Origin of the sequence: Natrinema sp. LN54, from assembly GCF_052439245.1 — an archaeon.
Lineage (GTDB): Archaea > Halobacteriota > Halobacteria > Halobacteriales > Natrialbaceae > Natrinema > Natrinema versiforme_A.
The window spans coordinates 256,103-278,165 of sequence record NZ_JBQVRP010000003.1; the positions used below are offsets into that span (position 1 = coordinate 256,103).

Here is a 22,063-nt window from a genome sequence, read left to right on the forward strand (position 1 = left end):
TCCGTGGATAAAACATCGAGGTAAGCCCCAGTGAACAGTCCGTTTTCTAGGGGTAAACTGCGATATCGTCGACATCTCCTCGCAGTCAGTGTTCGCTCACGCGAACAACTGACGTGCGTCTACGAAGCGGCTTCGCCGCTTCGAGCCTTGGCTCGCATTGCTCGCCAAGACGTCCCTCGCACGTCAGCTAAAGAGCTGCCGTGCGTCGTCGATGGCGTCGACCAGTTTGTCGACCTCCTCTTTCGTGTTGTAGACGTAGAAGGACGCTCGAGCGGAGGCTGCGACCCCGAGCTTGTCGTGCAGCGGCTGGGTACAGTGGTCGCCGGCGCGGATCGCGACCGCGTGGTCGTTCATGATCGAGGCGAGGTCGTGGGCGTGGACGCTCTCGAGATTGAACCCGACGAGGCCGCCGCGTTCCGGCCCCGGTTCGGGGCCGTAGACCTCGACGTCCGGTTCCGCGGTCAGCCGGTCGTAGGCGTAGCGGGCGATCTCCTCCTCGTGGGCCTGAACTCGGTCCATGCCGATCTCCTCGAGCCAGTCGATGGCGGCGACGAGGCCGACGGCCTCGGCGATCTGGGGCGTCCCGGGCTCGAACTTCCACGGCAGGTCGTCCCACGTCGAGTCCTCGAAGGTGACCTTGCGGATCATGCCGCCCCCGTAAAGATAGGGCTGCATCTCCTCGAGGAGCGCTTTCTTGCCGTAGAGGGCACCGATGCCGGTGGGGCCGGCCATCTTGTGCCCGGAGAAGGCGTAGAAGTCGGCGTCGATTGCCTCGACGTCGACGGGCCGGTTGGGGACGGCCTGCGCGCCGTCGATGAAGGCCAGCGCGTCGCGGTCGTGGGCGATATCGACCAGTTCGGAGACGGGGTTGACGGTGCCGAGCGTGTTGGAGACGTGGACCGCCGAGAGCATCGCCGTGTCGTCCGTGATGAGCTCGCGGGCGTGGTCCATGTCGAGGCGGCCGTCCTCGTCGACCCGGATGTACTTCACGTCGGCGCCGGTTCGCTTGCCGATCTGTTGCCACGTGACCAGCGAGGCGTGGTGTTCCATCTCCGTGAGGACGACCTCGTCGCCGGGGCCGAGTTCGTTCAGGCCCCACGAGTAGGCGACCAGATTCTCCGCTTCGGTCGTGTTCTTCGTGAAGATGACCTCCTCGCGGCCGCCGCTCGCGCCGATGAACTCGGCGACGCGGTCGTGGGCGTCCTCGTAGGCGATCGAGGCCTCCTGGCTCAGGTGGTGGATCCCCCGATGGACGTTGGCGTTCGACTCGCGGTAGTAGTCGCTCATCGCGTCGATAACCGGATCGGGCGTCTGCGTCGTCGCCGCGTTGTCGAGATAGACGAGTTGCTCGCCGTCGAACTCCCGCTGGAGGATCGGAAACTCCTCTCGGATCGCTCCGACGTCGAGCGCCTCGAGGTCCTGGTGACTCATTGGTGGCTACCAGGGACCGCACACAAAACACTCCTTCGGTCCGGACGTGGCCGATTTTTCCGGAACCGCGTCGAACCGGACTGTCTTGCCGAGTCGCGGCGATCCCGGTCCGCGAGCGGCGAGTCGAATAGCGACGGCTGCTCGAGCGTGAGAACGGAAAGGGGGGAGGTGGGGAGGGGAGGATGGGGACGGGGTTTCGGGAGGTGAACGGCAGGGGGAGTGGTGGGGGTACCCTGGTGGGTGCCCTGCCGCAACTGTTCATTGGAGTGTGTCAGGGAAACCAGTATCTCCAAACAATTTTGGTATCCACCGAATTGATGGTCAAATAAGTGATGGCCGCTACAAGTGAGACGCGAGCGGTCTCGCGTCATCGAGACGTGACCCTGATACTCGTCGGGGAGCCCCCGGTCTGCGAGCCGTTCGATCCGCCGGTAGAACGGCGGCGAGGCGTCACAGCGCTCGGTGAGTCGGTCGACGTACAGCGGTCCCTCGCTGGCGGCGATGAGGGTGCGACGCGCATACTCGTCCTCGAGCAGCGGGCACCGCTCGGTTCTCATCGTCGGTCATCGCGTCGTTCGTCTGCTGAAAAGTGTGAATCCCCCCACATTTTCCGATGGTGAAATCTTGGCCAGTGGATTATACAGCAGGCCGGTGAAGCAGTGCTCGAGATGTCCGCAATCGAGATATCCGGGTTAACGAAGGAGTACGGCGATCTCACGGCCGTCGACGACCTCGATCTGACCGTCGCCGACGGCGAGGTGTTCGGCTTTCTCGGCCCGAACGGCGCGGGGAAGTCGACCACGATCAACATGCTGCTGGATTTCACCCGTCCGACGGCGGGGTCGGCGACGGTACTCGGCTACGATACACAGGCGGAACCGGACGCGATCAGCCCGCGAGTCGGCGTGCTCCCGGAGGGGTTCGACATCTACCCGCGGCTGTCCGGTCGGCGGCATATCGAGTTCGCAATCGAGACGAAAGACGCCAGCAACGATCCCGACGAGATCCTGCGGCGAGTCGGGCTCTCTGCCGACGACGCCGACCGCCCGGCCGGCGACTACTCCAAGGGGATGCGCCAGCGGCTCGCGACCGGCATGGCGCTGGTCGGCGACCCCGACCTGCTCATCATGGACGAGCCCTCGACCGGGCTCGACCCCCACGGCATCCGCGAGATGCAGGACCTCGTCCGCAGCGAGGCCGAACGCGGCACGACCGTCTTCTTCTCGAGTCACATCTTGGAGCACGTCGAGGCGGTCTGTGACCGCGTCGGCGTGTTGAACGAGGGCCGACTCGTCGCCGTCGACACGATCGAAGGCCTCCGCGAGGAGATCGGCGGCGGCGCGACGATGACCCTCGCGCTCGCGGACGGGACGGGCGAGGCGCGCGAGATAGCCGGCTCGGTGCCGGGCGTCACCGAAGTCACCGCGTCCGGTCGCACCCTCGAGTGTACGATCACCGATCCGGCGGCGAAAGCCGAGGTCGTGACCGCGCTCGCAGGCGCGGGGGCGACGATCGAGGACCTGCGGATCGAGGAGGTGTCGCTCGAGTCGCTGTTTACCGCGTTGACCGACGGCGACGTGGATGAGACGGAAACGGCCGATGGGACCGCTCTGACGGCCGAGACGGAGACGGCGCGATGACCTCGCACATCCCGACCGTCGCCCGCAAGGAGTTCGACGACGCCGGCCGGTCGAAGCTCCTCTGGGGGCTGATCGGCCTGCTCGTCGGCCTCGTCGTCGTCGGCTACGTCGCGATCTGGTACACGGTCGACGACGTGACCGCGGCCGAAGTGTTGAGTTTCCTCGGAACGCCGCTGCAGGTGATCCTCCCGGTCGCCGCGCTGATCGCCGGCTACATGGCCGTCGTCGGGGAACGGCGCTCGGGGAGCATCAAGCTCCTGTTGGGGCTCCCACCGAACCGGACCGACGTCGTCTTCGGCAAACTGCTCGGCCGCACGGTCGTCGTCGGGCTCGCCGTCGGCCTCGCCTTCCTCGTCTCGCTCGTCCTCGGGGCCGTTTTCTTCGGCTCGGTCCCGTTCCTCGACTGGCTCGGCTTCGCCGCGGTGTCGCTGCTCTTCGGAACGACCTTCGTCGGGCTGGCCGTCGGCGTCTCCGCCGGCGTCGCCACGCGGGGCAAGTCGATGGCCATCGTCGTCGGACTCTACATGGTGCTCATCGCGCTGTGGGAACTGCTCACCGCCGGGCCGTACTACCTGATCTACGACGAGTCAGTGCCGGTCGAGGCCGAAACGTGGTATCTCGTTCTCGAGCAGTTCAATCCGATCTTCGCCTACACCAATCTCGCCAGTGCCATCGTCGAGGGCTCGATCTTCCCCTTCCAGTTCCAGTACGGCCTGCAGTCGATGGAGGCCTACGGGATGACCCCGGCCGAGCGCTATCCGGGCGACGCGCCGTTTTACCTCCAGGACTGGTTCGGGGTCGTCGTCCTGCTGTGCTGGCTCGTCGTGCCCGTCGCGATCGGCTACTACCGGTTCCAGCGAACGGACCTGTAGGCCGCTCGAGCCGAGCGCAGAAAATCGATCGCGGCGCTCGCGGTGTGGTCGACCGCTCAGGCCATCCGCAGCAACTGTGCGTGTAGCGTCTGGCCCACCTCGAGGACGTTCGCCTCGTCGATGAACCCCTCCTCGACGGCGAGTTCGACGGCGCGGGTGCCGACGATGTTGGCGACGGCCGCCCGCGAGAGGCTCTCGACCACCGCGTCCTCGTCGACCGTATCGCCGCCGTAGAACTCCTCGGTGACGGTCAGGGAGAGCTCGCCCTCCTCGAAGGTCTCGCCGAGGACGGCCTCGTCGCAGACGGCGACCAGCAGCCCTTCCTGTGTCTCGCGTTCGTTGACGATCATCCGATTACTCGCGTTCCCGCTCGCTCTCGTCCTCGTCGTCGGCGGTTTCGATGCCGAGGTCGGCGACACCGAGGTCGTCCAAGCCGATGTCACCCCCTCGAGGCGGCGACTGGCCGCCCATGCCGCGGCCGCCGCGTCCGGCTCCGGCACCCGCACCGCCGCGTCCAGCGCCAGCGCCACCGCGGCCGGCACCCGCACCGCCCTGCCCTTGGCCGTACATCTCCTCGCGGTCGTCCATCATCTCCTGTTCGGCCCGCTCGCGCATCTCGTTTGCCTCGTCGGCGATCTCTTCGGCCTGATCGAACTCGCCGAGCTCCTCGAGGATCTCGGCTTTCGTCTCGAGGACCTTGGCGTTGCGCAGCCCCAGCCGGATCGCGTTGTCGACGCAGTTCAGCGCCTCCTCGGAGAGGCCCCGCTCCGAGAGGAAGAAGGCGCGGTTGAACCAGCCCGCGGCGAAGCGCTCGTCGATCTCGATGGCCTTCTCGGCATGCTCTAGGGCCTCAGTCGTCTCGCCGAACTCCCAGAGGGCGTAGGCGAGATTCGTCTCGGCGGTGGCGGCGTGTTCGCTGGAGTCGTCGATCCGCAGTGCCTCGCGGTGGGCCCCGATGGCCTCGTCCCACTCCTCGAGTTCGCCGTGGGCGACGCCCTTGTTCACCCACGCCTCTTGCTCGAGTTTCTCGTCCTCGGCGTAGCGGGCGGTCCGCTCGAAGGCGTCGGTGGCCTGCTCGTAGCGGTTGATTTGCATGTAGTTCAGGCCGACATCGAGCAGTTCACTGGCGTCGACGGCGTCCTGATCGATGTTGTGCTGGTCGAGCGTGTCGGTGACGACGCGGGAGTCGACGGGGTCGACCTTCGACGGGTCGACGCCGAGCTCCGGCGGATCCAGATCGAAATCGTCGTACGGATCGCCGAACCCCTCTCCTTCGGAGAAGCGATGGTCGCGGTCGTCGTCTCGGTCGGTCATTACCCGAATGTGGCGGTGACGACTGTTAAGGCCTGCGACCCGGGTAGCACCGCATTGTGTCGCCGTTCGGATTGCGGCCGAGACGACTCACACCCGTCCGCCGAGTCGTCTGGTGACGCCCCGCAACGACTGGGTCACTTCCGCCGGGTGGGGGAGCCCGAGTCGGTATCGGAGCCGATCCTGCCGCTTGAGCGGCTCGAACACCGCGGGCTCCTCGAGGTCCCAGATCGCCGCTCGGTCCCGAACCCCGTGGCGCTCGAAGACGGCGTTCGCCGCGCGCCGGCCGGCCTCCGCGGCCGACTCCATCGAGGCCAGATCCGAGTTCGTTCGCACGTAGTCGCTCGCCAGCGCGAGATTCCGCACGCCGACGTCGGCCGGCGGGCGGTTGCGCAACGAGCCCACGGTGTTGATCAGCAGCGGCGAGCGGTTTTCGACGCCGGCCGCCGTTTCGATGATCGACGGGTCGAGGAACCACTCGACGAGCATGTCGTCGGTCAATCGGTCGTCGGGCCCGTTCAGGTGGACCGTCAGTTGCGCCCAGATCTCCTCGGCGATCTCCTCGCGCGTACACGCTCGAGCCGGCTTCTCGTGATGAATTCCCGGCGTGTCCCAGTCCGAGGCGATCACGGAGAGGACGCCCTCCACCGCGTCGGGACCGCGATTCTCGAGGTCGTAGCCCGTCCAGAACTGCCGCTGCGAGATCGAGGTCAGCGCCCACGGGGAGTCGGTGTAGACCTGATGGCCGCGGGTCAGTTCGACGTCCTCGGTGAGATAGAACTGGATCCCGTTCATCCACGCCGTCTCGAGCCGGTCGATCCGGGCCAGTTCGGGCGCGGCCCGGCCCAGTTCCGGCGTGACGAACTCGGGGGCGACCTCGACCGGCACCGCGAGGACGTAGTCGTCCGCGGCCACCGTCCGCCCGTCGGCCAGCGCGGCCCCGGTAACCCGCCGGCCGTCGAACTCGAGCCCCCGTGCTGGGGTGTTCGGCCGAAACTCGACGCCGAGGCGCTCGAGGTGGTCGACCCACGGCTCGATCCACGCCTCGGTCGTCGGCGCGTTCAGGACGCGCTCGGTCGGCGACGCGGGATCGAGCTGGCCGAACAGCAACTGCAGGTAGATCGCGCCGACCGTGCGGGCGCTGCCGACCTGCGGCCGGAGCGCGACGAGGGCCTGCGTGGCGTAGGCGAGTCGGTCGCGGAATTCCTGCGAGCGGTGCTCGGCGTCGATGAACGCCCACCACGAGACGTCGTCGAGTTCGCCCTCACGGCGGTCCTCGCAGGCGGTCAGCAGGTAGAGGAGTCGCTCGAGCAGGAAGCGAACGTCCTCCCGGGGCAGGTCCTCGGCGAACGCGGGCCGAAGCGCCTCGAGCCAGCCCCGCACCGTGTCGGGCGTGCGCGTCTCGGCGATCCGGCTCGGCCCCGTCGAACTCGCGATCAGCGTCGCCTCGGTCTCGACGAGGTTGTCCGCGACGGTCCCAGTCCCGTCCGGAATTCGCTCCATCGTGTCGATAACGTGCCGGTAGAACGCCGGGAAGAACCGGAAGCCGTGTTCGCCGTGTAACGCGTCCGGCTCGTCCGCGATCGGCATCGATCGGGCCTTCCCGCCGAAGCGGTCGTTCGCCTCGAAGACGGTTACGTTGAATCCGCGTTCGGCGAGTTCGTGGGCCGCGGAGAGGCCGCCGATCCCGCCGCCGAGGACGACAACGTCGGTCATTGACTGCTCTCTGCGCGCCACGGAGATAACGGGCGTCCCTAACCACGAACCGAGTTCCGATTACCCTCGTCGGAGACGAACCATCTCCCGTCACGCTTGAGTACGCCGCTCACGAGCACTCGCGTATGCGACTGTTCGTCAGCGTCGACCTGCCCGACGACCTCGCGGAACCGGTCGCCGACCTGCAAGACGAGTTCGCCGACGCCGGCGGGCTCAATTTCACCGACCCGGAGCAGGCCCACATTACGATGAAGTTCCTCGGGGACATCGAGGAGGACCGACTGCCCGCGCTCGAGCGGGAACTCGCCGCCGCCGTCGAGGATGCTGATATCGACCCCTTTTCCGTCCGCTACGGAGGGTTGGGCGTCTTTCCGAACCTCGACTACATCAGCGTCGTCTGGCTGGGCGTCGAGCGCGGCGGCGAGGAACTCACGCGACTCCACGAAGCCATCGAGGATCGGACGACGGCGATGGGGTTCGACGCCGAGGATCACGATTTCACCCCTCACGTCACGCTCGCGCGGATGGAACACGCCGGCGGGAAGGAACTGGTCCAAGAACTCGTCCGGGAGCGCGATCCGACGGTCGGCGAGACGCGAGTCGAGGAGATCCGCCTGACCGAGAGCACGCTCACGGACGAGGGGCCGGTCTACTCGACGGTCGAATCGTTCCCGCTCGAGTGACAGCGGTACTTCTCATTCTCGGCCGTTTCTAGCGAGGGGACAGTCTCCCGAAGTTGACCATTAGACCGCCGTTCCGGCCGATAGTCAGGAAATACAGAACTGGGTATCAAGACGGCGTTCGGTGTAGCGAATTCGATAGCATGGTCTCCGGACTCGAGGATCGACCGACCGAGCGCACAGGCGGTCGGTGGCGGGTTACGCGGCGGGAAGCCCTCGCCGCGGTCGGGGGCGCGGCGCTCGCCTCGTCGGTCGGCGCATCGAAGACGGCGACCGACCGCGACGACGCACCCGTTCGCGTCCGGGTCTATCCCGGCGACGTGCCGCTGCAGGCCCGACTGCGGTACGGACTCGACGAACTGCGTCGAGACTGGCCGACCCCGCTTCGCGACGCGCTTTCGGCCATCGACGCGGCCTTCGAGCAGGTACTCGCGTACGCCGGCGAGCACGACCGCCTCGAGTCCCTCGAGATCAGCGTCGAGCGCGGCGATCCGATCCGGTTTCCGCCCTCGGAAACGCCGCTGTCGACGGACGCCGTGCTTCCCTCGCTCGAGGGGCTGCTCGACCGATTTCGTGGGCGGTTGCAGAAACGCGACGCACTCACTGGCCGGGCCTGCCACGTCCTCCTGTGCTGGTCGCCGCTGAACTACCGGATCGGCTACGGGGGGACGCTGTCGCCGAACTCAGTCACCGGCGCGGCCGCCGACGGCGACGGCGGTGACGAGCAGGCGGGCGGCGACGCGCAGACGGTCGCCAACGTCGGCGCGACCGAGGTCTGGGACTCCCGGGCGGTGACTCGGAACATGGCGATCCACGAGACGATCCATACGTTTCTCTCGAACGCTATCGTCGAGTCGATCGGCGAGGCGTACTGCGATCACGAACTCGGGACGGCCGTTCGGACCGACGCGGAGACGCTGGAAGTGTCGCCGATCGCGACCGCCTACGCCGGCCCGGACCGGATCGGCGGCGGCACCCGCTTTCACGGCACCGGCTGCTGCGATCGGAGCCGGTTCGTTCGCCACGACGGCACCGACGGTATCGAGAACTGGACCTACACGACCGAACTCAGCGACGCCACGTGCGAGGGGGTGACCCGGTTTCTCGAGCGGCGATTCGAGCCCTGAGACCGCACTCGTAGGCGATCCGATCGCGATTTCGCCGGCGATTCGGCCCGATCGGTCGCCGTTTCGCCCCGCTTGCCCTGCAAGATGGACAAGATTTTAAGCCAGCACGGGCTACGTCGGGCTACTATGGGTAAGAAATCGAAGGGCAAGAAGAAGCGACTTGCCAAACTCGAGAACCAGAACAGCCGCGTGCCGGCTTGGGTTATGATGAAGACGGACATGGAAGTCCAGCGGAACCCGAAGCGACGCAACTGGCGGCGTAACGACACCGACGAATAACGATGAGTGCAAGTGATTTCGAGGAACGCGTCGTCACCGTTCCCCTGCGAGACGTCAAGAAGGGACCCAACCACGAGGCCGCCGACTACGCGATGCGAGTCGTCCGCGAGCACCTCGCGAAACACTTCGCGGTCGAGGAAGACGCCATCCGTCTGGACCCCTCGATCAACGAGACGGTCTGGTCGAACGGGCGCTCCAACCCGCCGCGAAAGCTGCGCGTTCGCGCGGCCCGCTTCGACGAAGAAGGTGAGGCCGTCGTCGAGGCCGAGGTCGCAGACTAAACTTGCAGCGCCTCGCCTTCGCCGGGTCGGCCTACGTCGGCGTCTTCGCCCGTGCGACCGACTCGTGCGTACTCGTTCGCCACGACGTCGACGACGACGTTGCCGCCGACCTGTCCGACGAACTCGAGGTGCCCGCCATCCAGACGACCGTCGGCGGGTCCTCGACGGTCGGCGCGCTAGCGACGGGTAACGAGAACGGGCTGCTCGTCAGTTCCCGCGTCCTCGAGTACGAACGCGAAGCCCTCGAAGAGGCGGTCGACGTGCCCGTCGACGAGTTACCGGGCAACATCAACGCCGCCGGCAACGTCGTGCTCGCGAACGACTACGGGGCCTACGTCCATCCGGACCTGCCCCGCGAGGCGACCCAGATCGTCAAGGACACGCTCGAGGTGCCCGTCGAACGCGGCGACCTCGCTGGCGTTCGAACCGTCGGCACCGCCGCGGTGGCGACGAATTCCGGCGTGCTCTGCCATCCGAAGGCGACCGACGAGGAACTCGATATCCTCGAAGACGCGCTGGACGTCCGAGCGGACGTCGGCACGGTCAACTACGGCGCGCCGCTCGTCGGCTCCGGCCTGATCGCCAACGAGGCCGGCTACGTGGTCGGCGAGGACACGACCGGGCCCGAACTGGGCCGGATCGAAGACGCGCTGGGCTATCTCGACTGACTCGCCGACGGTCGATTTCTCGGCGTCATCCGCCGTTTCTCGGCGCGATCTGCACTTCGACTCGAGTGACGGCACTGGCCAGAGATTCAGTCGGAATCGTGAAAATCACCCCACTGAACCGATCTCCGACCGGCATCTATATTTACTCTATACCGAGTATATAGTGTATGATCTGGCAGGACGTGGTTTTCATGGCCGGTAGTCTGCTCTCAGTCGTCTTTCTCGTGCCCGCGCTCCGAGACGCGACTGCGCGGATCCCCGTCGCGACGAGCCTGCCCAAGATGGCGCTGGGGGCCGTCTACGCGGCGACGTTCGCGACGATGGAGATGGATCTCGCCGCGATCGGGCTCCTCGCCACCGGCGTCATGTGGGGCCTCCTCGCGGCGTACCGCTCGCCGCGGGCGGCAGCGTCACCGCGCACTCGGCGCTCCGTTTCGATGTCCCACGAGGGCCAACCGCCCCTCGCGCTCGACGACTGAGGGGGTCGACGCCGCTTCGCTTACTGACGCTCGAACCGGTGTAACACGACCTCGCTATCGTCGTCCCACTCGAAATTTTCGTGGGCCCGCTCGAGCAGGCGCTCGTATGCGTCCAGATTCTCCATCCCTTCGGCCTGTGCGTCTTCGTCAGTCAGGTCGCCGAGCGTCCGTTCGGTTACGTCGGTCACCTCGAAGGTCGTCCCGTCGATCTCGAAGGTGTCCCCCTCCTCGGCGTACCGGTGACCGCGGTGGATCTGGGTGACCTCACCCTCGAGGACCTGATTCTGCATCCGATCGCTGGGCAACAACTCGCCGGGCTCGAGTTCGCTCATGGCCGCGGCTTCGATTCGGCGCGGTAAAATCCTTGACCCTCCGCTCGTCGGGAAACCGGCGACCGGAGCGGTTCTCCCGACGTCCTGCGGGGACTGTGGCCGTCCGAATGGGAAGGGAAGATTCTTCCGACTGCCTGCCGGAAGGACAGACATGAGTCAATTTACGGTCAGTGGTCGGTTCAAGAGCCGCGACGGCTTCGCGGAGTTCGAGACGTCGATCGACGCCGAAAACGAGAACGTCGCCCGCGAACACACCTACACCCAGCTCGGCAGCCAGCACGGGCTCAAGCGTAGCGAAATCGAACTCGAGGAGGTAACCCAACAATGAGTCAGCAGCAACTTCAGCAACTGTCCCAGGAGCTTCAGGAGATCGAAGAACAGATCGAAGGCCTTCAGGCGAACGTCGAGGCCGTCCAGCAGGAGAAGACCGAAGTCGACGAGGCCATCGAGGCGCTCGGCTCGCTCGAGACCGGTTCGACGGTACAGATGCCCCTCGGCGGCGGCGCGTACCTCCGAACGACGATCGAGGACATCGACGAGGTCATCGTCGATCTCGGTGCCGACTACGCCGCGGAGTTCGAGGAAGACGACGCCGTCGACGCCCTCGAGAACAAGAAGGAGAACCTCGACGACCAGATCGACGAACTCAACGAGGAGATCGCCGAACTCGAGACCGAGAGCAGCGAGCTCGAGCAGCAGGCCCAGCAGCTCCAGCAGCAGGCGATGCAACAGCAGATGCAGGGCATGGGCCAGGGTCAGCCCGACGAATAACGCGGCGTAGGGACTCCCATCGATACCCATGTTCGACAACCTGAAGGACAAGCTCGGTAGCTTCCGCGAAGACGCGGAAGAAGCCGCCGAGGAGAACGTCGAGGAAGTCGACGAGGACGACCTCGAGGACGAGGATCTCGAGACAGTCGATCCGGACGCAGCGGCGGCCTCGACGGACGCGGAAGCGACCGATACTACCCCCGAACCGGCGGCGGCTGAGACCGCCGAATCGGCAGCCCCGGCATCGGCCGACGTGGAGCCGGACGCGGAGTTAGAGCCGGAGCCCGAACCGGAATCGGAGACGGGGACGACGACCGACTCTGCGACCGCGGACGCGGCCGAATCCGCCGGGCAGGAGCCGGCGGCCGAGTCCGAACCCGATTTCCTCGAGTCCGACGAACCGGAGCCGTCGGCAGCGGAGGTCTCCGCCGAGGAGGAAGCCGACCCGACGATTCCCGACGACGAATCGGCCGACGAAGCCGACGAGGCTGAGGAAGTCGACGAGACCGAGGACGACGATGATGGCGGTCGGACCGGGCTCGGTGCTCGAGCGCGGTCCCTCTTTTCGAGTTCGTCCGGCGATACGGAGCCGGAATCGGACGACGAGACTCCGGACGAGGAGCCGGCCGAGACGCCCGCCGTCGACGAGGCGGCCGCCGAGACGGCGACCCCGGACGACGCGTCGGCCGGCGCGGCGGCTCCCGAGACGGAGGAAGTCGATTCGGCGACTGGCGACGGAGAACTCGACGATGTCGCAGTCGACGACGAGGCGTCGTCCGACACAGCGGCTGACGACGTGACCGAGGAAGCCGACGACGGCGGCACCGGCTTCGGCGCCAAAGCCAAATCCCTCGTCAAGGGGAAGTTCGTCATCGAGGAGGAGGACCTCGAGGACCCGCTGCACGAACTCGAGATGGCGCTGCTATCCAGCGACGTCGAGATGGGCGTCGCCGAGGAGATCCTCGACAACATCCGCGACGAACTGGTCGGCGAGACCCGTACCTTCACGACCTCGACCGGCGAGGTCGTCGAGGAGGCGCTGCACAACGCGATCTACGACGTGATCAGCGTCGGACAGTTCGACTTCGACGAGCGCATCGCCGTCGAAGACAAGCCCGTCACCATCATCTTCACCGGCGTCAACGGCGTCGGGAAGACCACCTCGATCGCCAAGATGAGCCGCTACTTCGAGGAGCGGGGCTACTCGACGGTGATGGCAAACGGCGACACCTACCGCGCCGGGGCCAACGAGCAGATCCAAGAACACGCCGACGCCCTGGACACGAAGTGTATTAGCCACGAGCAGGGCGGCGATCCCGCGGCGGTGCTGTACGACGCCGTCGAGTACGCCGAGGCCAACGACATCGACGTCGTCCTCGGCGATACGGCGGGGCGGCTCCACACCGACGAGGGGCTGATGGACCAACTCGAGAAGATCGGCCGCGTCGTCGACCCCGATATGACGCTGTTCGTCGACGAGGCCGTCGCCGGACAGGACGCGGTCAATCGCGCCCGCGAGTTCAACGAGGCCGCCGAGATCGACGGCGCGATCCTGACGAAGGCCGACGCCGACTCCAACGGCGGTGCGGCCATCTCGGTCGCCCACGTCACCGGGAAACCCATTCTGTTCCTCGGTGTCGGGCAGGGGTACGACGACTTAGAGCGGTTCGATCCCGACGAGATGGTCGACCGCCTGCTGGCCGAGGAGGACTAGCGCCCGTCGTCCCGTCAACGGTCCGCGATTTCAGAAGACACTTATTATCCGTTTGAGAAGTTAGCGTATGAACCGCCCCCGCTCTCGGCGAACGCTTCTCGCGTCGATAGCGACGACCGCAGCGGTCGGGACGGGCGGGTTCGAGTACGACTCGAGCGGCGCGACCGGGACGAATCTCGAGGACGGAATCGTCCCCGCAGACCGATACGAGTGCAGCGATGTGGATCGCCCCGACCCGGAGCCGCCGGCCGACGAGGACGCGCTCGAGCCACAGGAGTACCCGTCACCGCCGTGGGAGACGAGCACCGATGCGGACGGTGATCCATCGGACGACACCCCTTCGTCGATAGTGTACGGTGCGAGCCGGTACGTCACGGCGTTTGAACGGGCGTATCGACGGAACGCGTTTCTCGACCGATATCAGTCCGCAGCGCGAACCGTCGACCTTCACCGAACGGCGTATCGAACGGCCCCGATCGACTCGGACGCGACGGGAGACGCCGTGTTAGTGGCGATCCAGTACAACATGGCGATGGCGACACGGCCGGCTGACGTGGCTCCGCGCGACGAGTGGGGCGTCCGCGTCACCTACTATATCGACGAACGAGTCGTGCTCCGAGCGCGGTACAACGGCGTCGCCGAGGGTCTGGCGTTCGATCCCGACCCGCGAACGCGGGGCGAACTCGTCGCGTGTTTCGACTGATCGATATCGTCTCACAGTTCTCGAGACCGATCAATCATCCGACGAGAGCGGCGCTTGTGCGCTCGCTGCGCTCCGCCGTTACCGGACACAGTTGCCGGTATCCCCGACACGTATGGTACCGACAGTCGTTCTCGAGGGCGCGTTTCGACGTACTGCCGGCGGTTTTTCGCCGGCACCGTCGTCGGTGGTTGGATAATGCGGTAATATTTTCTGGTGAAAACGACCAACGTCATGATTCGCCGAGTTACGGGGGTGTATAGGTGTGGGGTGGTATTAGCCGCTAAACAATGGTCCTTCAAAAGAGCATGCAGGATGCCGAAAGCGTAGGTACTTCTGGCTCCGCACGAACCACGAGGTGGTTCGCGTGAATACGACGGAACAATACAAACAGAACAAGCACCCGCTCGACGTTATCGACGACGTCTACGACTACGCCGACGAGGAGCTTTCCTTCGAGGAGATCGAGGAGCGCGCTGGCGGCGGCGAGTGGGAGCGCCTGAAGTGGGCCGGCATGTACGCCCAGAAGCAGGAGGGCTACTTCATGATCCGGACGAAGGTTCCCGGCGGGAAGCTCACGCCGGAGCAGGCCGAAGTGATCGGCGAAGTCACCGAGGACTACGCCGTCGCCCCCGAGGAGTACGGCGGCGAGGAACAGAACGAACTCTGGGGCGACGCCTACCTCGACATCACGACCCGACAGGACATCCAGAAACACTGGATCCGCGTCGAGGACGTACCCGAGATGTGGGAGCGCTACGACGAGGTCGGCCTGACGACGGTCCAGGGCTGCGGTGACTCGGCCCGGAACGTGCTGGGCTGCCCCGCGGCCGGACTCGACGACCACGAGTGTTTCAACGCACAGCCGGTCATCGAGGCCGTCTCGGACTTCTTCACCGAGAACCGCGAGTACGCCAACCTCCCGCGGAAGTTCAAGATCACGATCACCGGCTGCGCCCACGACTGCGCGCAGTCCCAGATCAACGACGTCGGACTCGTCCCCGCGAAGAAAGAGATCGACGGCGAGTACCTCTACGGCTTCCACGCCCGCGTCGGTGGCGGCCTCTCCGACGGCCCGCGAATGGGCTCCGAACTCGACGTCTTCATCCGACCCGAAGACGCCGTCGAGTTCTGCCGCGCCGTCGCCCAGACGTTCAAGGAACTCGGCGACCGCAACAACCGCGGCGTCTGCCGCATGCGCTACCTCGTCGAGCAGATGGGCCCCGAGAAGTTCGAGGAGGCCGTCCGCGACCGCTGTACGATCGACCTGCCGACCGGCGGCGACAACCTGACCGTCGGCTATCAGGGCGACCACGTCGGCGTCCACGAGCAGAAACAGGACGGGCTCAACTACGTCGGTTTCAACGTGATCGCCGGCCGCATGGGCGGCGACGAGTTCGCCGCGGCCGCCCGCGCCGCGAAGAAGTACGGGACCGAAGACGCCTCCGTGCGTCTGGCGACCGATCAGAACTTCCTGATCACCCACATCCCCGACGAGAACGTCGACGACCTGCTGGCCGAGCCGTTCGCACAGGAGTACAGCCCCGATCCGGGGCCGTTCTCCCGTGGCGCGGTCGGCTGTACGGGCAACGAGTTCTGTAACTACGCCATCATCGAGACCAAAAAGCGCACCAAGCGCTGGGCCCGCCAACTCGACGACCGCATCGACGTGCCCGACGACATCGAGGCCATCCGGATGCACATGTCCGGCTGCTCGGCCTCCTGTGCCCAACCGCAGATCGCGGACATCGGCTTCCGCGGCGAGACCGTCAAACTCGAGGACGAGAATTCCACCAACGCCGAGGGCGACAACATCGTCGAAGGCATGGACTTCGGACTCGGCGGCTCGCTCGGCGCCGACAACGAGTTCCTCGATTGGGTCGAGAACGCCGTCCCCGCCGATTCCGTGATCCCGGCGCTCGAGCAACTGTTCGAGGCCTACTCGGCGGACCGCGACGAGGGCGAGAAGTTCTACGAGTGGTGTCGCGGCGTCGACAACGGCGAACTGCGGACGATCATGCAAGACGCCGATGCGCCGGTCGCACGAGGTGTTGCCCATGGGGACTAATAGCGAGGACGAACGCAGTGAGTCCTCGAGTAAGCGAGCGGGAGCGGAGCGATACGCGAGCCGCGAGGACGAGCGTCGCTTCCCCCGCGTTCCCGACTCGGACGACGATGACGACGCGGTCATGGTCCCCGAAGCCGGCAGCGGTGGGTCTCGCTCCCGAGAGGGAACGGACCACGCTCGAGAGGGCGCGATCGCGACCGACGGCGGCGCGAACGCGGAGGGCGACAGCTGCTCGCCCGACACCTGTACCTGCGGTGAGAAGACCGCTGAACCCGCAGCCGAATCGACCGGCGACAAGCGCGTCGCCACGGACGGCGCCGGCGCAGCGAACGTCGACGAGATGGGCGAACTCGGCGACCTCGAGTTCACCGAGCCCGCCGAGAACGTCAGCCAGGACGTCGACAACGGCTCGCCCGACGCACGCGTCGGGATACCCGACGGCGTCGAACTCGAGACGCCGGAGTACTCGATCCGGTCCCGGATGAACGACATCGAGACGCCGGACGAGAAGACCTGGTTCATGGAACTGGACGAGGCCGTCATCGACGAAGGCCGGTGTATCCAGTGTGGGACCTGCGTCGCCGCCTGCCCGTCGGACTCGATCGGCATCGGCGACGACGGCCACCCGGAACTGGTCAAGATGTGTACGGGCTGTTCGATGTGTTGGGACTTCTGTCCCCGCGGCGGCCTGCGCTACGAGCGCCAGTGGAAGATCACCGGCGGCGAGGACAACGTCAAGGGCGCGGGCGACCCGATCACGGAGTTCTCCGCGAAGGTCGAGGACGACTGGACCGATCAGGCCCAGGACGGCGGCGTCGTCACCGGCATCCTCTCGACGCTGCTCGAGGAGGGCGAGATCGACGGCGCGCTCGTCGCGACCGAGAGCGACGAACAGGAGTGGAAGGCCGAGAGCTACCTCGCGACGACGACCGAGGAACTCATCGCAAACGCCGGCACCGTCTACAACCAGACGATGGCACTTGGCAACCTCGACCTCGGACAGTGGGAGCACAAGCTCCCCGACAAGTCCTGGGACGAGCTCAGCATCGCGATCGTCGGCACGCCGTGTGAGATCGAGGGCATCCGCGCCCTGCAGGACTTCGAGTGGGACTATCAGGCCCAGAACGAGGGTATTCGGGCTGTGGACTACACCATCGCACTGATGTGTACGAAGAACTTCAACTACCACAGCCTCATGGGCGAGCAACTCGAGGAGCAACGCGGCATCTCGCCGTCGGAAATCGGCAAGATGGACGTCCTCAACGGCAAGATGATGGTCTACGACCACGAGGGCGAGATGATCGTCGAGGAGGACATCGAGAACTTCCACGACGCCGCGCTCAAGGGCTGTGACGAGTGTGCCGACTTCACCGGTTTCTGTTCGGACATCACCGTCGGCTCCGTCGGTAGTTCCGACGAGTACTCGAGCGTCATCGTCCGCACCGAGCAGGGGATGGACGCGTGGGAACTGACCGAGCCCAAGCTCGACTACCACGACCTCGAGGACAAGTCCGCGGTCGGCAAGCTGCAGGGCTGGGACAAGAAGAAGGCCTTCGAGAGCCTCGAGCGACCGTTTGACCCCGACGCGCCGCGGTTCATCGAGTACACCGACCACGCCGAGAACTACGGGACCACGCTGAACCCGCACGACGACGGTCACTGATCGGAGCGGACTCGAGTCGGATTTCGGCTTCGTCGATTTTTCGCCGTTCGATTTCCGGTAGCTACGTGTTCGAACTACTCGACTCGTGGGTCAGGGGTCTCATCTGTACCGGGTATAACGCGCCGGTTGAGCAGTGCGCCTGCTCCGATGAGAACGAAAAGGAGACCGCTGGCAAGCAGGAGATATAGCCCCGGTTCGACCGCATACCGTTCAACTGACCAGTAATTGCGAAGGGTATTACCGGATACCACGAGTAACAGACAACCGGCACTGATGAGTGCAATATCCGGTCGCCACGTTCGGTATCGTGCTAGTACGGCGACGCCGACGACGGCCACGACGAGCACAATGACGAACGGGTCGATACCACGAAGGCCGGTTTCCAAGCCCGACACGTATTCCGCGGTATAGATCGGTCGGCCATCTCTGTAGCCGGCCGGGCGCTTTCGAACCCACGGGAGCCACACCCCAACGACTCCTATCACAGCCGCGACAATCGTCGCGGTGACATACGCCGTCGTCGGTCTGCCCATCGTACGATAGCTGTCACTCGGCTCTGATAAACGTCTTGTCTATATCGAACGCGAGTCGTGTGGCCACCTCTGAATAACGAGCCCGTCTTACCAACTACTGGTAAACCGGGCTATCGCACGGATAACCACGGGATGACAGGTACTGCCGTCGACGAATGACACAGTACGTCTTCGAATGAGAGAATCAATAGCTCTCGGTGGACCGGTCGTTCCGTTCTGATCTGGGACGGATCCGCAACGTGCTCAGATGACGACCCCGGACTGCAGGATCGCGATCAGCACGGTCAACACCGGAATCGCCAGCAGCGTTGTGAGGAAGACGCAGGTCGAGACGTACTCGGAGACGAGCACCCCGTCAGTGCGGGCGCTGCCGGCGAACTCGATGACCAGAATCAGCGGCGTCACGGCGGCCGGCATCGCCGTCTCGAGCACGAACACGCGCGCGACGGTCGGATTCTCGAAGCCGATGAGGAGCGCGATGCCGAGTCCGATGACGGGTGCGATGCCCATCTTGAGGGCCGTCGCAGGCCAGGCTCGAGAGACTGCGGACGCGGTATCGGCCCTCGCGAGCTGAACGCCCAGAATCAAAAGCATGAGCGGGATCGAGGCGTCGCCGACGAGTTGGATCGTCTCCATCGCCGCCGCGTCCGCGGGCGGCACCAGACCCAGCGCCCGCGCGAGCAGCGCCGCGATAACGGCGTAGGCCAGCGGGATGTAGAACACCCGACGGACGCCCTCGAGGCCGGCCGACCCGCTGCTCCGGGAGGCGACGTAGACGCCGACGGTGTACATCAGCACGGACTGGACCGAGAGGAACAGGACCGCGGTCTGGCGGCCGACCTCGCCGAACGCGAAGTCGGAGACGGGGATGCCGAGGTTCCCCGAGTTACAGAAGATAGCGACGAGGACGAGCCCGCTCAACGCCGGCTCCCGCTCGCCGACGGTGCGACCGACGGCTTCCGCGATCCCCCACATCGCCGCGGTGAAGGCGGCGATGCCGACCGTCACCCGCAGGAGCGTCGACGCCGCGAGTTCCGTGACGGCGAGGCTGTGAAACACCAGCGCGGGTGCCAGCACGTAGACGACGGCCGTGTTCAACGGCTCCGGATCGATCTCCTTGACCGTGGCCAGCACGTAGCCGACGGCCGCGATGGCGACGATCGGACCGACCGCGGAGCCGAAGATCGCGACGAGGTCAGCCATCGATCAGCGCTCACCCTCACGACGAGGCGTTCGACTCGAGCGAGCCATCGATCGGGCGACAGTCGCGTCCTGCATCTGCATTACGCGGCGTGATACTCTCTGCACGTGATATGTGGCTTGCGATTGCGCTACACGGTGCCCGTGCTGACGACTGGCTCGAGCCGGGAGAACGGGTTCCTTAACTCCGTGAGACCCCAAGCGGGGCCAATGAGTGAATCGCGTGCGTTCTGTCCCCGGTGCGGGGACCCAGTTCCCGAGCGGTCGGCGAGCGACGCGAACGATCCGTTGCGACCCGGTGCGGAGGTCGAACTCTGTGACGCCTGTTACTTCGAGGACTTCGACTTCGTGGACGCCCCGGACCGGATCGACGTTCGCGTCTGCTCCCGGTGCGGTGCGGTCTACCGGGGCAACCGGTGGGTCGACGTCGGTGCGGAGGATTACACGGACATCGCGATCGAGGAGGTCAGCGAGGCGCTGGCCGTCCACGTCGACGTCGAGGACGTCGCGTGGCAGATCGACCCCGAGCAGGTCGACCAGAACACGATCCGGATGCACTGTTACTTCACGGGCGTCGTGCGGGGAACGCCGGTCGAGGAGCAGGTGACGGTGCCGGTCAAGATCGCCCGCCAGACCTGTACCCGATGTGGACGGATCGCCGGCGACTACTACGCCAGCATCGTCCAGATCCGCGCCGAGGATCGGACCCCGACGACCGAGGAGACCGAGCGAGCCAAAGAGATCGCGAACCAGATCGTGGCGGACATGGAGGCCACGGGCGACCGCAACGCCTTCGTCACCGAGGTCGGCGAGGTCGACGACGGGCTGAACGTCAAGGTCTCGACCAACAAGATCGGGAAGAAGATCTCGAACAAGATGATCGAGGAGTTCGGCGGCACCGTCAACGACGCCGAAACCCTCGTCACGGAGGACGAGGACGGCAACGAGGTCTATCGGGTCACCTTCGCCGTCCGCCTGCCGCCCTACACTCCCGGGGAGATCATCGAACTCGCGGACGACGACGGCGGCCCCGTCCTCGTCCGCAGCGCCCGCGGCAACCTCAAGGGCGTCCGCGTGACGACCGGCAAGCGCTACGAGGCGAGTTACGAAGAGGGCAATTCGCCCGACGCGCGCAGGCTCGGCGACCTCGAGGACGCGGCCGAAGCGACGGTCGTCACCGTCGAGGACGACAACGCGGTGCAGGTACTCGACCCCGAGACGTTTCGGGCGAAGACCGTCTCGCGGCCGGACTACTTCGACCCCGATGCCGAGACCGTGCCCGTCCTGAAGAGCCGCGCCGGACTGCACATTCTGCCCGACGAGAGCGACGGGAGCGATGACTGACGAGGACGCGCCGGAGCCGTCGGCCGACGACGCCCTCGAGCCCGCGGTCGACGAGGTCCTCGAGCGAGCGGAGGCCGACGCCCCGCTGGCCGCGATCGTCGCGAAAGACCGGGCCGAGACCGCCATCGAGTCGCTGCGCGCCGAGGGGGTCTACGACGAGACGCGGCGCGTCCGAGAGGCGCGAGGCGAACGCGACCGGGAGGACGCCACCGCAACGCGAGCCGAAGGTGATCGTGAGGACGACCCCGACAGCGTCGCCCTGCCGATCACGGAACCGCCGACCGAGACGCGGGTGCTCGAGGTCGTCCGGCAACTCGAGCCCGAGCCGCGGAATCCCGATCTGGAAGACCTGCTGGCCGACCGGGGCTGGAGCGAAGAGGACCTCGAGTCGGTGCCGGGATCGTGGGCGGTGATCGGGTCGGTGATCCTCGTGACGGTGCCCGCGGGCTGTCCCGACGAGGCCGAACTGGGCGAGGCCCTGCTCGAACTCCACGGCGAGGCCGACAGCGTGCTGGCCGACGAGGGGATCGCGAACGACGGGCCGGCGGGCACCTACCGCGAGCCCCGGACCCGGCTGATCGCGGGCCAGCAGGATACGGAGACGATCCACACCGAGCACGGAACGCGGTACGGACTCGACCCCGCGACGGTGATGTTCTCGCCAGGGAATCAGGCCGAGCGCGCTCGGATGGGCGACATCGGAAGCGACGACGAGCACGTCTTCGACATGTTCGCCGGGATCGGCTACTTCACCCTCCCGATGGCTCGGGCCGGCGCGCGGGTGACCGCGACCGAGATCAACCCGACCGCCTTCCGCTACCTGCTCGAGAACGCCGTGCTCAACGACGTCGGCGACCGGGTCGACGCCTACATGACCGACTGCCGCGATCTCGCCGGGGAAATCGAAGCTGATCGGGTCGTCATGGGCTACTACGGCAGTTCGGACGGCTCGAGCGACGACGACGGAAGCCCGGACCACGGCGCGCGAACCGGCGAGGCGCACGACTTCCTCGACGACGCCCTCGCGGCGCTCGTCCCCGGCGGCGTCGTCCACTACCACGAGGCGACCCCCGAGCCGCGGCTCTGGGACCGGCCGCTCGAGCGGCTCGAGGCCGCCGGCACCGCCGCCGGGCGCGAACTCGAGGTGCTCGAGAAGCGCCGAGTGAAGAGCCACAGCGCGGGCGTCGCACACGTCGTCGTCGACGCCCGGTTCGAGTAGCGAGTCGCAAGCGGCCCGACGGTTCGCGGCGGCGG

Annotated in this window: 23 protein-coding genes; 16 read left to right on the plus strand and 7 right to left on the minus strand. The window is 66.2% G+C overall.

Going from position 1 to position 22,063, the window contains the following annotated elements; all coding sequences use genetic code 11:
- Positions 1 to 183: 183 nt before the first annotated feature.
- The gene (locus ACT4ML_RS10560) at positions 184 to 1,431 is read right to left on the minus strand and encodes an aminotransferase class V-fold PLP-dependent enzyme (protein WP_444720830.1); all 1,248 of its coding nucleotides are present in this window, start codon (positions 1,429 to 1,431) and stop codon (positions 184 to 186) included.
- A 668-nt stretch (positions 1,432 to 2,099) separates the two neighbouring features.
- Between ACT4ML_RS10560 and ACT4ML_RS10565 the strand changes: the two genes are divergently transcribed.
- Positions 2,100 to 3,071, plus strand: coding sequence for an ABC transporter ATP-binding protein (locus ACT4ML_RS10565; protein ID WP_444720831.1), 972 nt, complete (start codon positions 2,100 to 2,102; stop codon positions 3,069 to 3,071).
- On the plus strand, positions 3,068 to 3,943 hold the full coding sequence (locus ACT4ML_RS10570) for an ABC transporter permease subunit (RefSeq protein ID WP_444720832.1): 876 nt from the start codon (positions 3,068 to 3,070) through the stop codon (positions 3,941 to 3,943). Before ACT4ML_RS10565 ends, ACT4ML_RS10570 begins: the two co-directional genes overlap by 4 nt.
- Before the next feature lie 56 nt (positions 3,944 to 3,999).
- Here ACT4ML_RS10570 and ACT4ML_RS10575 read toward each other — a convergent pair whose 3' ends face one another.
- The 3 genes from ACT4ML_RS10575 to ACT4ML_RS10585 form a co-directional block, all read right to left on the minus strand.
- A complete protein-coding gene (locus tag ACT4ML_RS10575; protein WP_444720833.1) occupies positions 4,000 to 4,293 on the minus strand; it encodes a DUF424 domain-containing protein in 294 nt (97 codons plus the stop codon).
- Between the two features lie 4 nt (positions 4,294 to 4,297).
- Positions 4,298 to 5,257, minus strand: coding sequence for a tetratricopeptide repeat protein (locus ACT4ML_RS10580; protein WP_444720834.1), 960 nt, complete (start codon positions 5,255 to 5,257; stop codon positions 4,298 to 4,300).
- Positions 5,258 to 5,344: 87 nt separating this feature from the next.
- Entirely contained in the window at positions 5,345 to 6,970 is a 1,626-nt protein-coding gene (locus ACT4ML_RS10585; protein WP_444720835.1) for a hydroxysqualene dehydroxylase, read from the minus strand.
- A gap of 125 nt (positions 6,971 to 7,095) precedes the next feature.
- Between ACT4ML_RS10585 and thpR the strand changes: the two genes are divergently transcribed.
- The 6 genes from thpR to ACT4ML_RS10615 all read left to right on the plus strand — a co-directional run bounded on the left by thpR (position 7,096) and on the right by ACT4ML_RS10615 (position 10,484).
- Entirely contained in the window at positions 7,096 to 7,653 is a 558-nt protein-coding gene (gene thpR, locus ACT4ML_RS10590) for an RNA 2',3'-cyclic phosphodiesterase (protein WP_444720836.1), read from the plus strand.
- A 140-nt stretch (positions 7,654 to 7,793) separates the two neighbouring features.
- Entirely contained in the window at positions 7,794 to 8,777 is a 984-nt protein-coding gene (locus ACT4ML_RS10595) for a hypothetical protein (protein WP_444720837.1), read from the plus strand.
- A 126-nt stretch (positions 8,778 to 8,903) separates the two neighbouring features.
- Positions 8,904 to 9,056, plus strand: coding sequence for a 50S ribosomal protein L39e (locus ACT4ML_RS10600; protein ID WP_004267621.1), 153 nt, complete (start codon positions 8,904 to 8,906; stop codon positions 9,054 to 9,056).
- Positions 9,057 to 9,058: 2 nt separating this feature from the next.
- Positions 9,059 to 9,337: a 50S ribosomal protein L31e gene (locus ACT4ML_RS10605; RefSeq protein WP_444720838.1), complete on the plus strand. Its 279-nt coding sequence runs from the start codon at positions 9,059 to 9,061 to the stop codon at positions 9,335 to 9,337.
- A gap of 2 nt (positions 9,338 to 9,339) precedes the next feature.
- A complete protein-coding gene (locus ACT4ML_RS10610; RefSeq protein ID WP_444720839.1) occupies positions 9,340 to 10,005 on the plus strand; it encodes a translation initiation factor IF-6 in 666 nt (221 codons plus the stop codon).
- A 167-nt stretch (positions 10,006 to 10,172) separates the two neighbouring features.
- The gene (locus ACT4ML_RS10615; RefSeq protein WP_444720840.1) at positions 10,173 to 10,484 is read left to right on the plus strand and encodes a hypothetical protein; all 312 of its coding nucleotides are present in this window, start codon (positions 10,173 to 10,175) and stop codon (positions 10,482 to 10,484) included.
- Between the two features lie 20 nt (positions 10,485 to 10,504).
- Here the strand turns inward: ACT4ML_RS10615 and ACT4ML_RS10620 are convergent, their stop codons facing one another.
- Positions 10,505 to 10,816: an ASCH domain-containing protein gene (locus ACT4ML_RS10620; RefSeq protein ID WP_444720841.1), complete on the minus strand. Its 312-nt coding sequence runs from the start codon at positions 10,814 to 10,816 to the stop codon at positions 10,505 to 10,507.
- Between the two features lie 151 nt (positions 10,817 to 10,967).
- Here ACT4ML_RS10620 and rpl18a point away from each other — a divergent pair, with 151 nt between their 5' ends.
- The 6 genes from rpl18a to ACT4ML_RS10650 all read left to right on the plus strand — a co-directional run bounded on the left by rpl18a (position 10,968) and on the right by ACT4ML_RS10650 (position 17,732).
- Positions 10,968 to 11,144, plus strand: a complete 177-nt coding sequence (rpl18a, locus tag ACT4ML_RS10625; RefSeq protein WP_444720842.1) for a 50S ribosomal protein L18Ae — start codon at positions 10,968 to 10,970, stop codon at positions 11,142 to 11,144.
- Positions 11,141 to 11,587: a prefoldin subunit alpha gene (gene pfdA / locus ACT4ML_RS10630; protein WP_444720843.1), complete on the plus strand. Its 447-nt coding sequence runs from the start codon at positions 11,141 to 11,143 to the stop codon at positions 11,585 to 11,587. Before rpl18a ends, pfdA begins: the two co-directional genes overlap by 4 nt.
- A gap of 28 nt (positions 11,588 to 11,615) precedes the next feature.
- The gene (gene ftsY, locus ACT4ML_RS10635) at positions 11,616 to 13,301 is read left to right on the plus strand and encodes a signal recognition particle-docking protein FtsY (protein WP_444720844.1); all 1,686 of its coding nucleotides are present in this window, start codon (positions 11,616 to 11,618) and stop codon (positions 13,299 to 13,301) included.
- 67 nt (positions 13,302 to 13,368) lie between these two features.
- Positions 13,369 to 14,004, plus strand: a complete 636-nt coding sequence (locus tag ACT4ML_RS10640; protein WP_444720845.1) for a hypothetical protein — start codon at positions 13,369 to 13,371, stop codon at positions 14,002 to 14,004.
- A 364-nt stretch (positions 14,005 to 14,368) separates the two neighbouring features.
- Complete coding sequence (locus ACT4ML_RS10645; RefSeq protein ID WP_444720846.1) at positions 14,369 to 16,069, plus strand: nitrite/sulfite reductase; 1,701 nt, start codon at positions 14,369 to 14,371, stop codon at positions 16,067 to 16,069.
- Positions 16,059 to 17,732: a Coenzyme F420 hydrogenase/dehydrogenase, beta subunit C-terminal domain gene (locus ACT4ML_RS10650; protein ID WP_444720847.1), complete on the plus strand. Its 1,674-nt coding sequence runs from the start codon at positions 16,059 to 16,061 to the stop codon at positions 17,730 to 17,732. Before ACT4ML_RS10645 ends, ACT4ML_RS10650 begins: the two co-directional genes overlap by 11 nt.
- Positions 17,733 to 17,806: 74 nt before the next feature.
- Here ACT4ML_RS10650 and ACT4ML_RS10655 read toward each other — a convergent pair whose 3' ends face one another.
- Both ACT4ML_RS10655 and ACT4ML_RS10660 read right to left on the minus strand, forming a co-directional pair.
- The gene (locus ACT4ML_RS10655) at positions 17,807 to 18,265 is read right to left on the minus strand and encodes a hypothetical protein (protein ID WP_444720848.1); all 459 of its coding nucleotides are present in this window, start codon (positions 18,263 to 18,265) and stop codon (positions 17,807 to 17,809) included.
- Positions 18,266 to 18,508: 243 nt separating this feature from the next.
- Positions 18,509 to 19,468: an AEC family transporter gene (locus ACT4ML_RS10660; protein WP_444720849.1), complete on the minus strand. Its 960-nt coding sequence runs from the start codon at positions 19,466 to 19,468 to the stop codon at positions 18,509 to 18,511.
- 207 nt (positions 19,469 to 19,675) lie between these two features.
- On the opposite strand from ACT4ML_RS10660, the gene ACT4ML_RS10665 reads away from it, so the two are divergent.
- Positions 19,676 to 20,809 (plus strand): 60S ribosomal export protein NMD3, encoded by a 1,134-nt coding sequence (locus ACT4ML_RS10665; protein ID WP_444720850.1) that lies wholly within the window; start codon positions 19,676 to 19,678, stop codon positions 20,807 to 20,809.
- Positions 20,802 to 22,028, plus strand: coding sequence for a class I SAM-dependent methyltransferase (locus ACT4ML_RS10670; RefSeq protein WP_444720851.1), 1,227 nt, complete (start codon positions 20,802 to 20,804; stop codon positions 22,026 to 22,028). The genes ACT4ML_RS10665 and ACT4ML_RS10670 overlap by 8 nt, the downstream gene beginning before the upstream one ends.
- Positions 22,029 to 22,063 lie beyond the last annotated feature (35 nt).

Coding starts and splice junctions, on each gene's coding strand:
- ACT4ML_RS10560 (WP_444720830.1), bottom strand. CDS start 1,431: ATGAGTCACCAGGACCTCGAGGCGCTCGACGTCGGAGCGATCCGAGAG.
- ACT4ML_RS10565 (WP_444720831.1), top strand. CDS start 2,100: ATGTCCGCAATCGAGATATCCGGGTTAACGAAGGAGTACGGCGATCTC.
- ACT4ML_RS10570 (WP_444720832.1), top strand. CDS start 3,068: ATGACCTCGCACATCCCGACCGTCGCCCGCAAGGAGTTCGACGACGCC.
- ACT4ML_RS10575 (WP_444720833.1), bottom strand. CDS start 4,293: ATGATCGTCAACGAACGCGAGACACAGGAAGGGCTGCTGGTCGCCGTC.
- ACT4ML_RS10580 (WP_444720834.1), bottom strand. CDS start 5,257: ATGACCGACCGAGACGACGACCGCGACCATCGCTTCTCCGAAGGAGAG.
- ACT4ML_RS10585 (WP_444720835.1), bottom strand. CDS start 6,970: ATGACCGACGTTGTCGTCCTCGGCGGCGGGATCGGCGGCCTCTCCGCG.
- thpR (WP_444720836.1), top strand. CDS start 7,096: ATGCGACTGTTCGTCAGCGTCGACCTGCCCGACGACCTCGCGGAACCG.
- ACT4ML_RS10595 (WP_444720837.1), top strand. CDS start 7,794: ATGGTCTCCGGACTCGAGGATCGACCGACCGAGCGCACAGGCGGTCGG.
- ACT4ML_RS10600 (WP_004267621.1), top strand. CDS start 8,904: ATGGGTAAGAAATCGAAGGGCAAGAAGAAGCGACTTGCCAAACTCGAG.
- ACT4ML_RS10605 (WP_444720838.1), top strand. CDS start 9,059: ATGAGTGCAAGTGATTTCGAGGAACGCGTCGTCACCGTTCCCCTGCGA.
- ACT4ML_RS10615 (WP_444720840.1), top strand. CDS start 10,173: ATGATCTGGCAGGACGTGGTTTTCATGGCCGGTAGTCTGCTCTCAGTC.
- ACT4ML_RS10620 (WP_444720841.1), bottom strand. CDS start 10,816: ATGAGCGAACTCGAGCCCGGCGAGTTGTTGCCCAGCGATCGGATGCAG.
- rpl18a (WP_444720842.1), top strand. CDS start 10,968: ATGAGTCAATTTACGGTCAGTGGTCGGTTCAAGAGCCGCGACGGCTTC.
- pfdA (WP_444720843.1), top strand. CDS start 11,141: ATGAGTCAGCAGCAACTTCAGCAACTGTCCCAGGAGCTTCAGGAGATC.
- ftsY (WP_444720844.1), top strand. CDS start 11,616: ATGTTCGACAACCTGAAGGACAAGCTCGGTAGCTTCCGCGAAGACGCG.
- ACT4ML_RS10640 (WP_444720845.1), top strand. CDS start 13,369: ATGAACCGCCCCCGCTCTCGGCGAACGCTTCTCGCGTCGATAGCGACG.
- ACT4ML_RS10650 (WP_444720847.1), top strand. CDS start 16,059: ATGGGGACTAATAGCGAGGACGAACGCAGTGAGTCCTCGAGTAAGCGA.
- ACT4ML_RS10655 (WP_444720848.1), bottom strand. CDS start 18,265: ATGGGCAGACCGACGACGGCGTATGTCACCGCGACGATTGTCGCGGCT.
- ACT4ML_RS10660 (WP_444720849.1), bottom strand. CDS start 19,468: ATGGCTGACCTCGTCGCGATCTTCGGCTCCGCGGTCGGTCCGATCGTC.
- ACT4ML_RS10665 (WP_444720850.1), top strand. CDS start 19,676: ATGAGTGAATCGCGTGCGTTCTGTCCCCGGTGCGGGGACCCAGTTCCC.
- ACT4ML_RS10670 (WP_444720851.1), top strand. CDS start 20,802: ATGACTGACGAGGACGCGCCGGAGCCGTCGGCCGACGACGCCCTCGAG.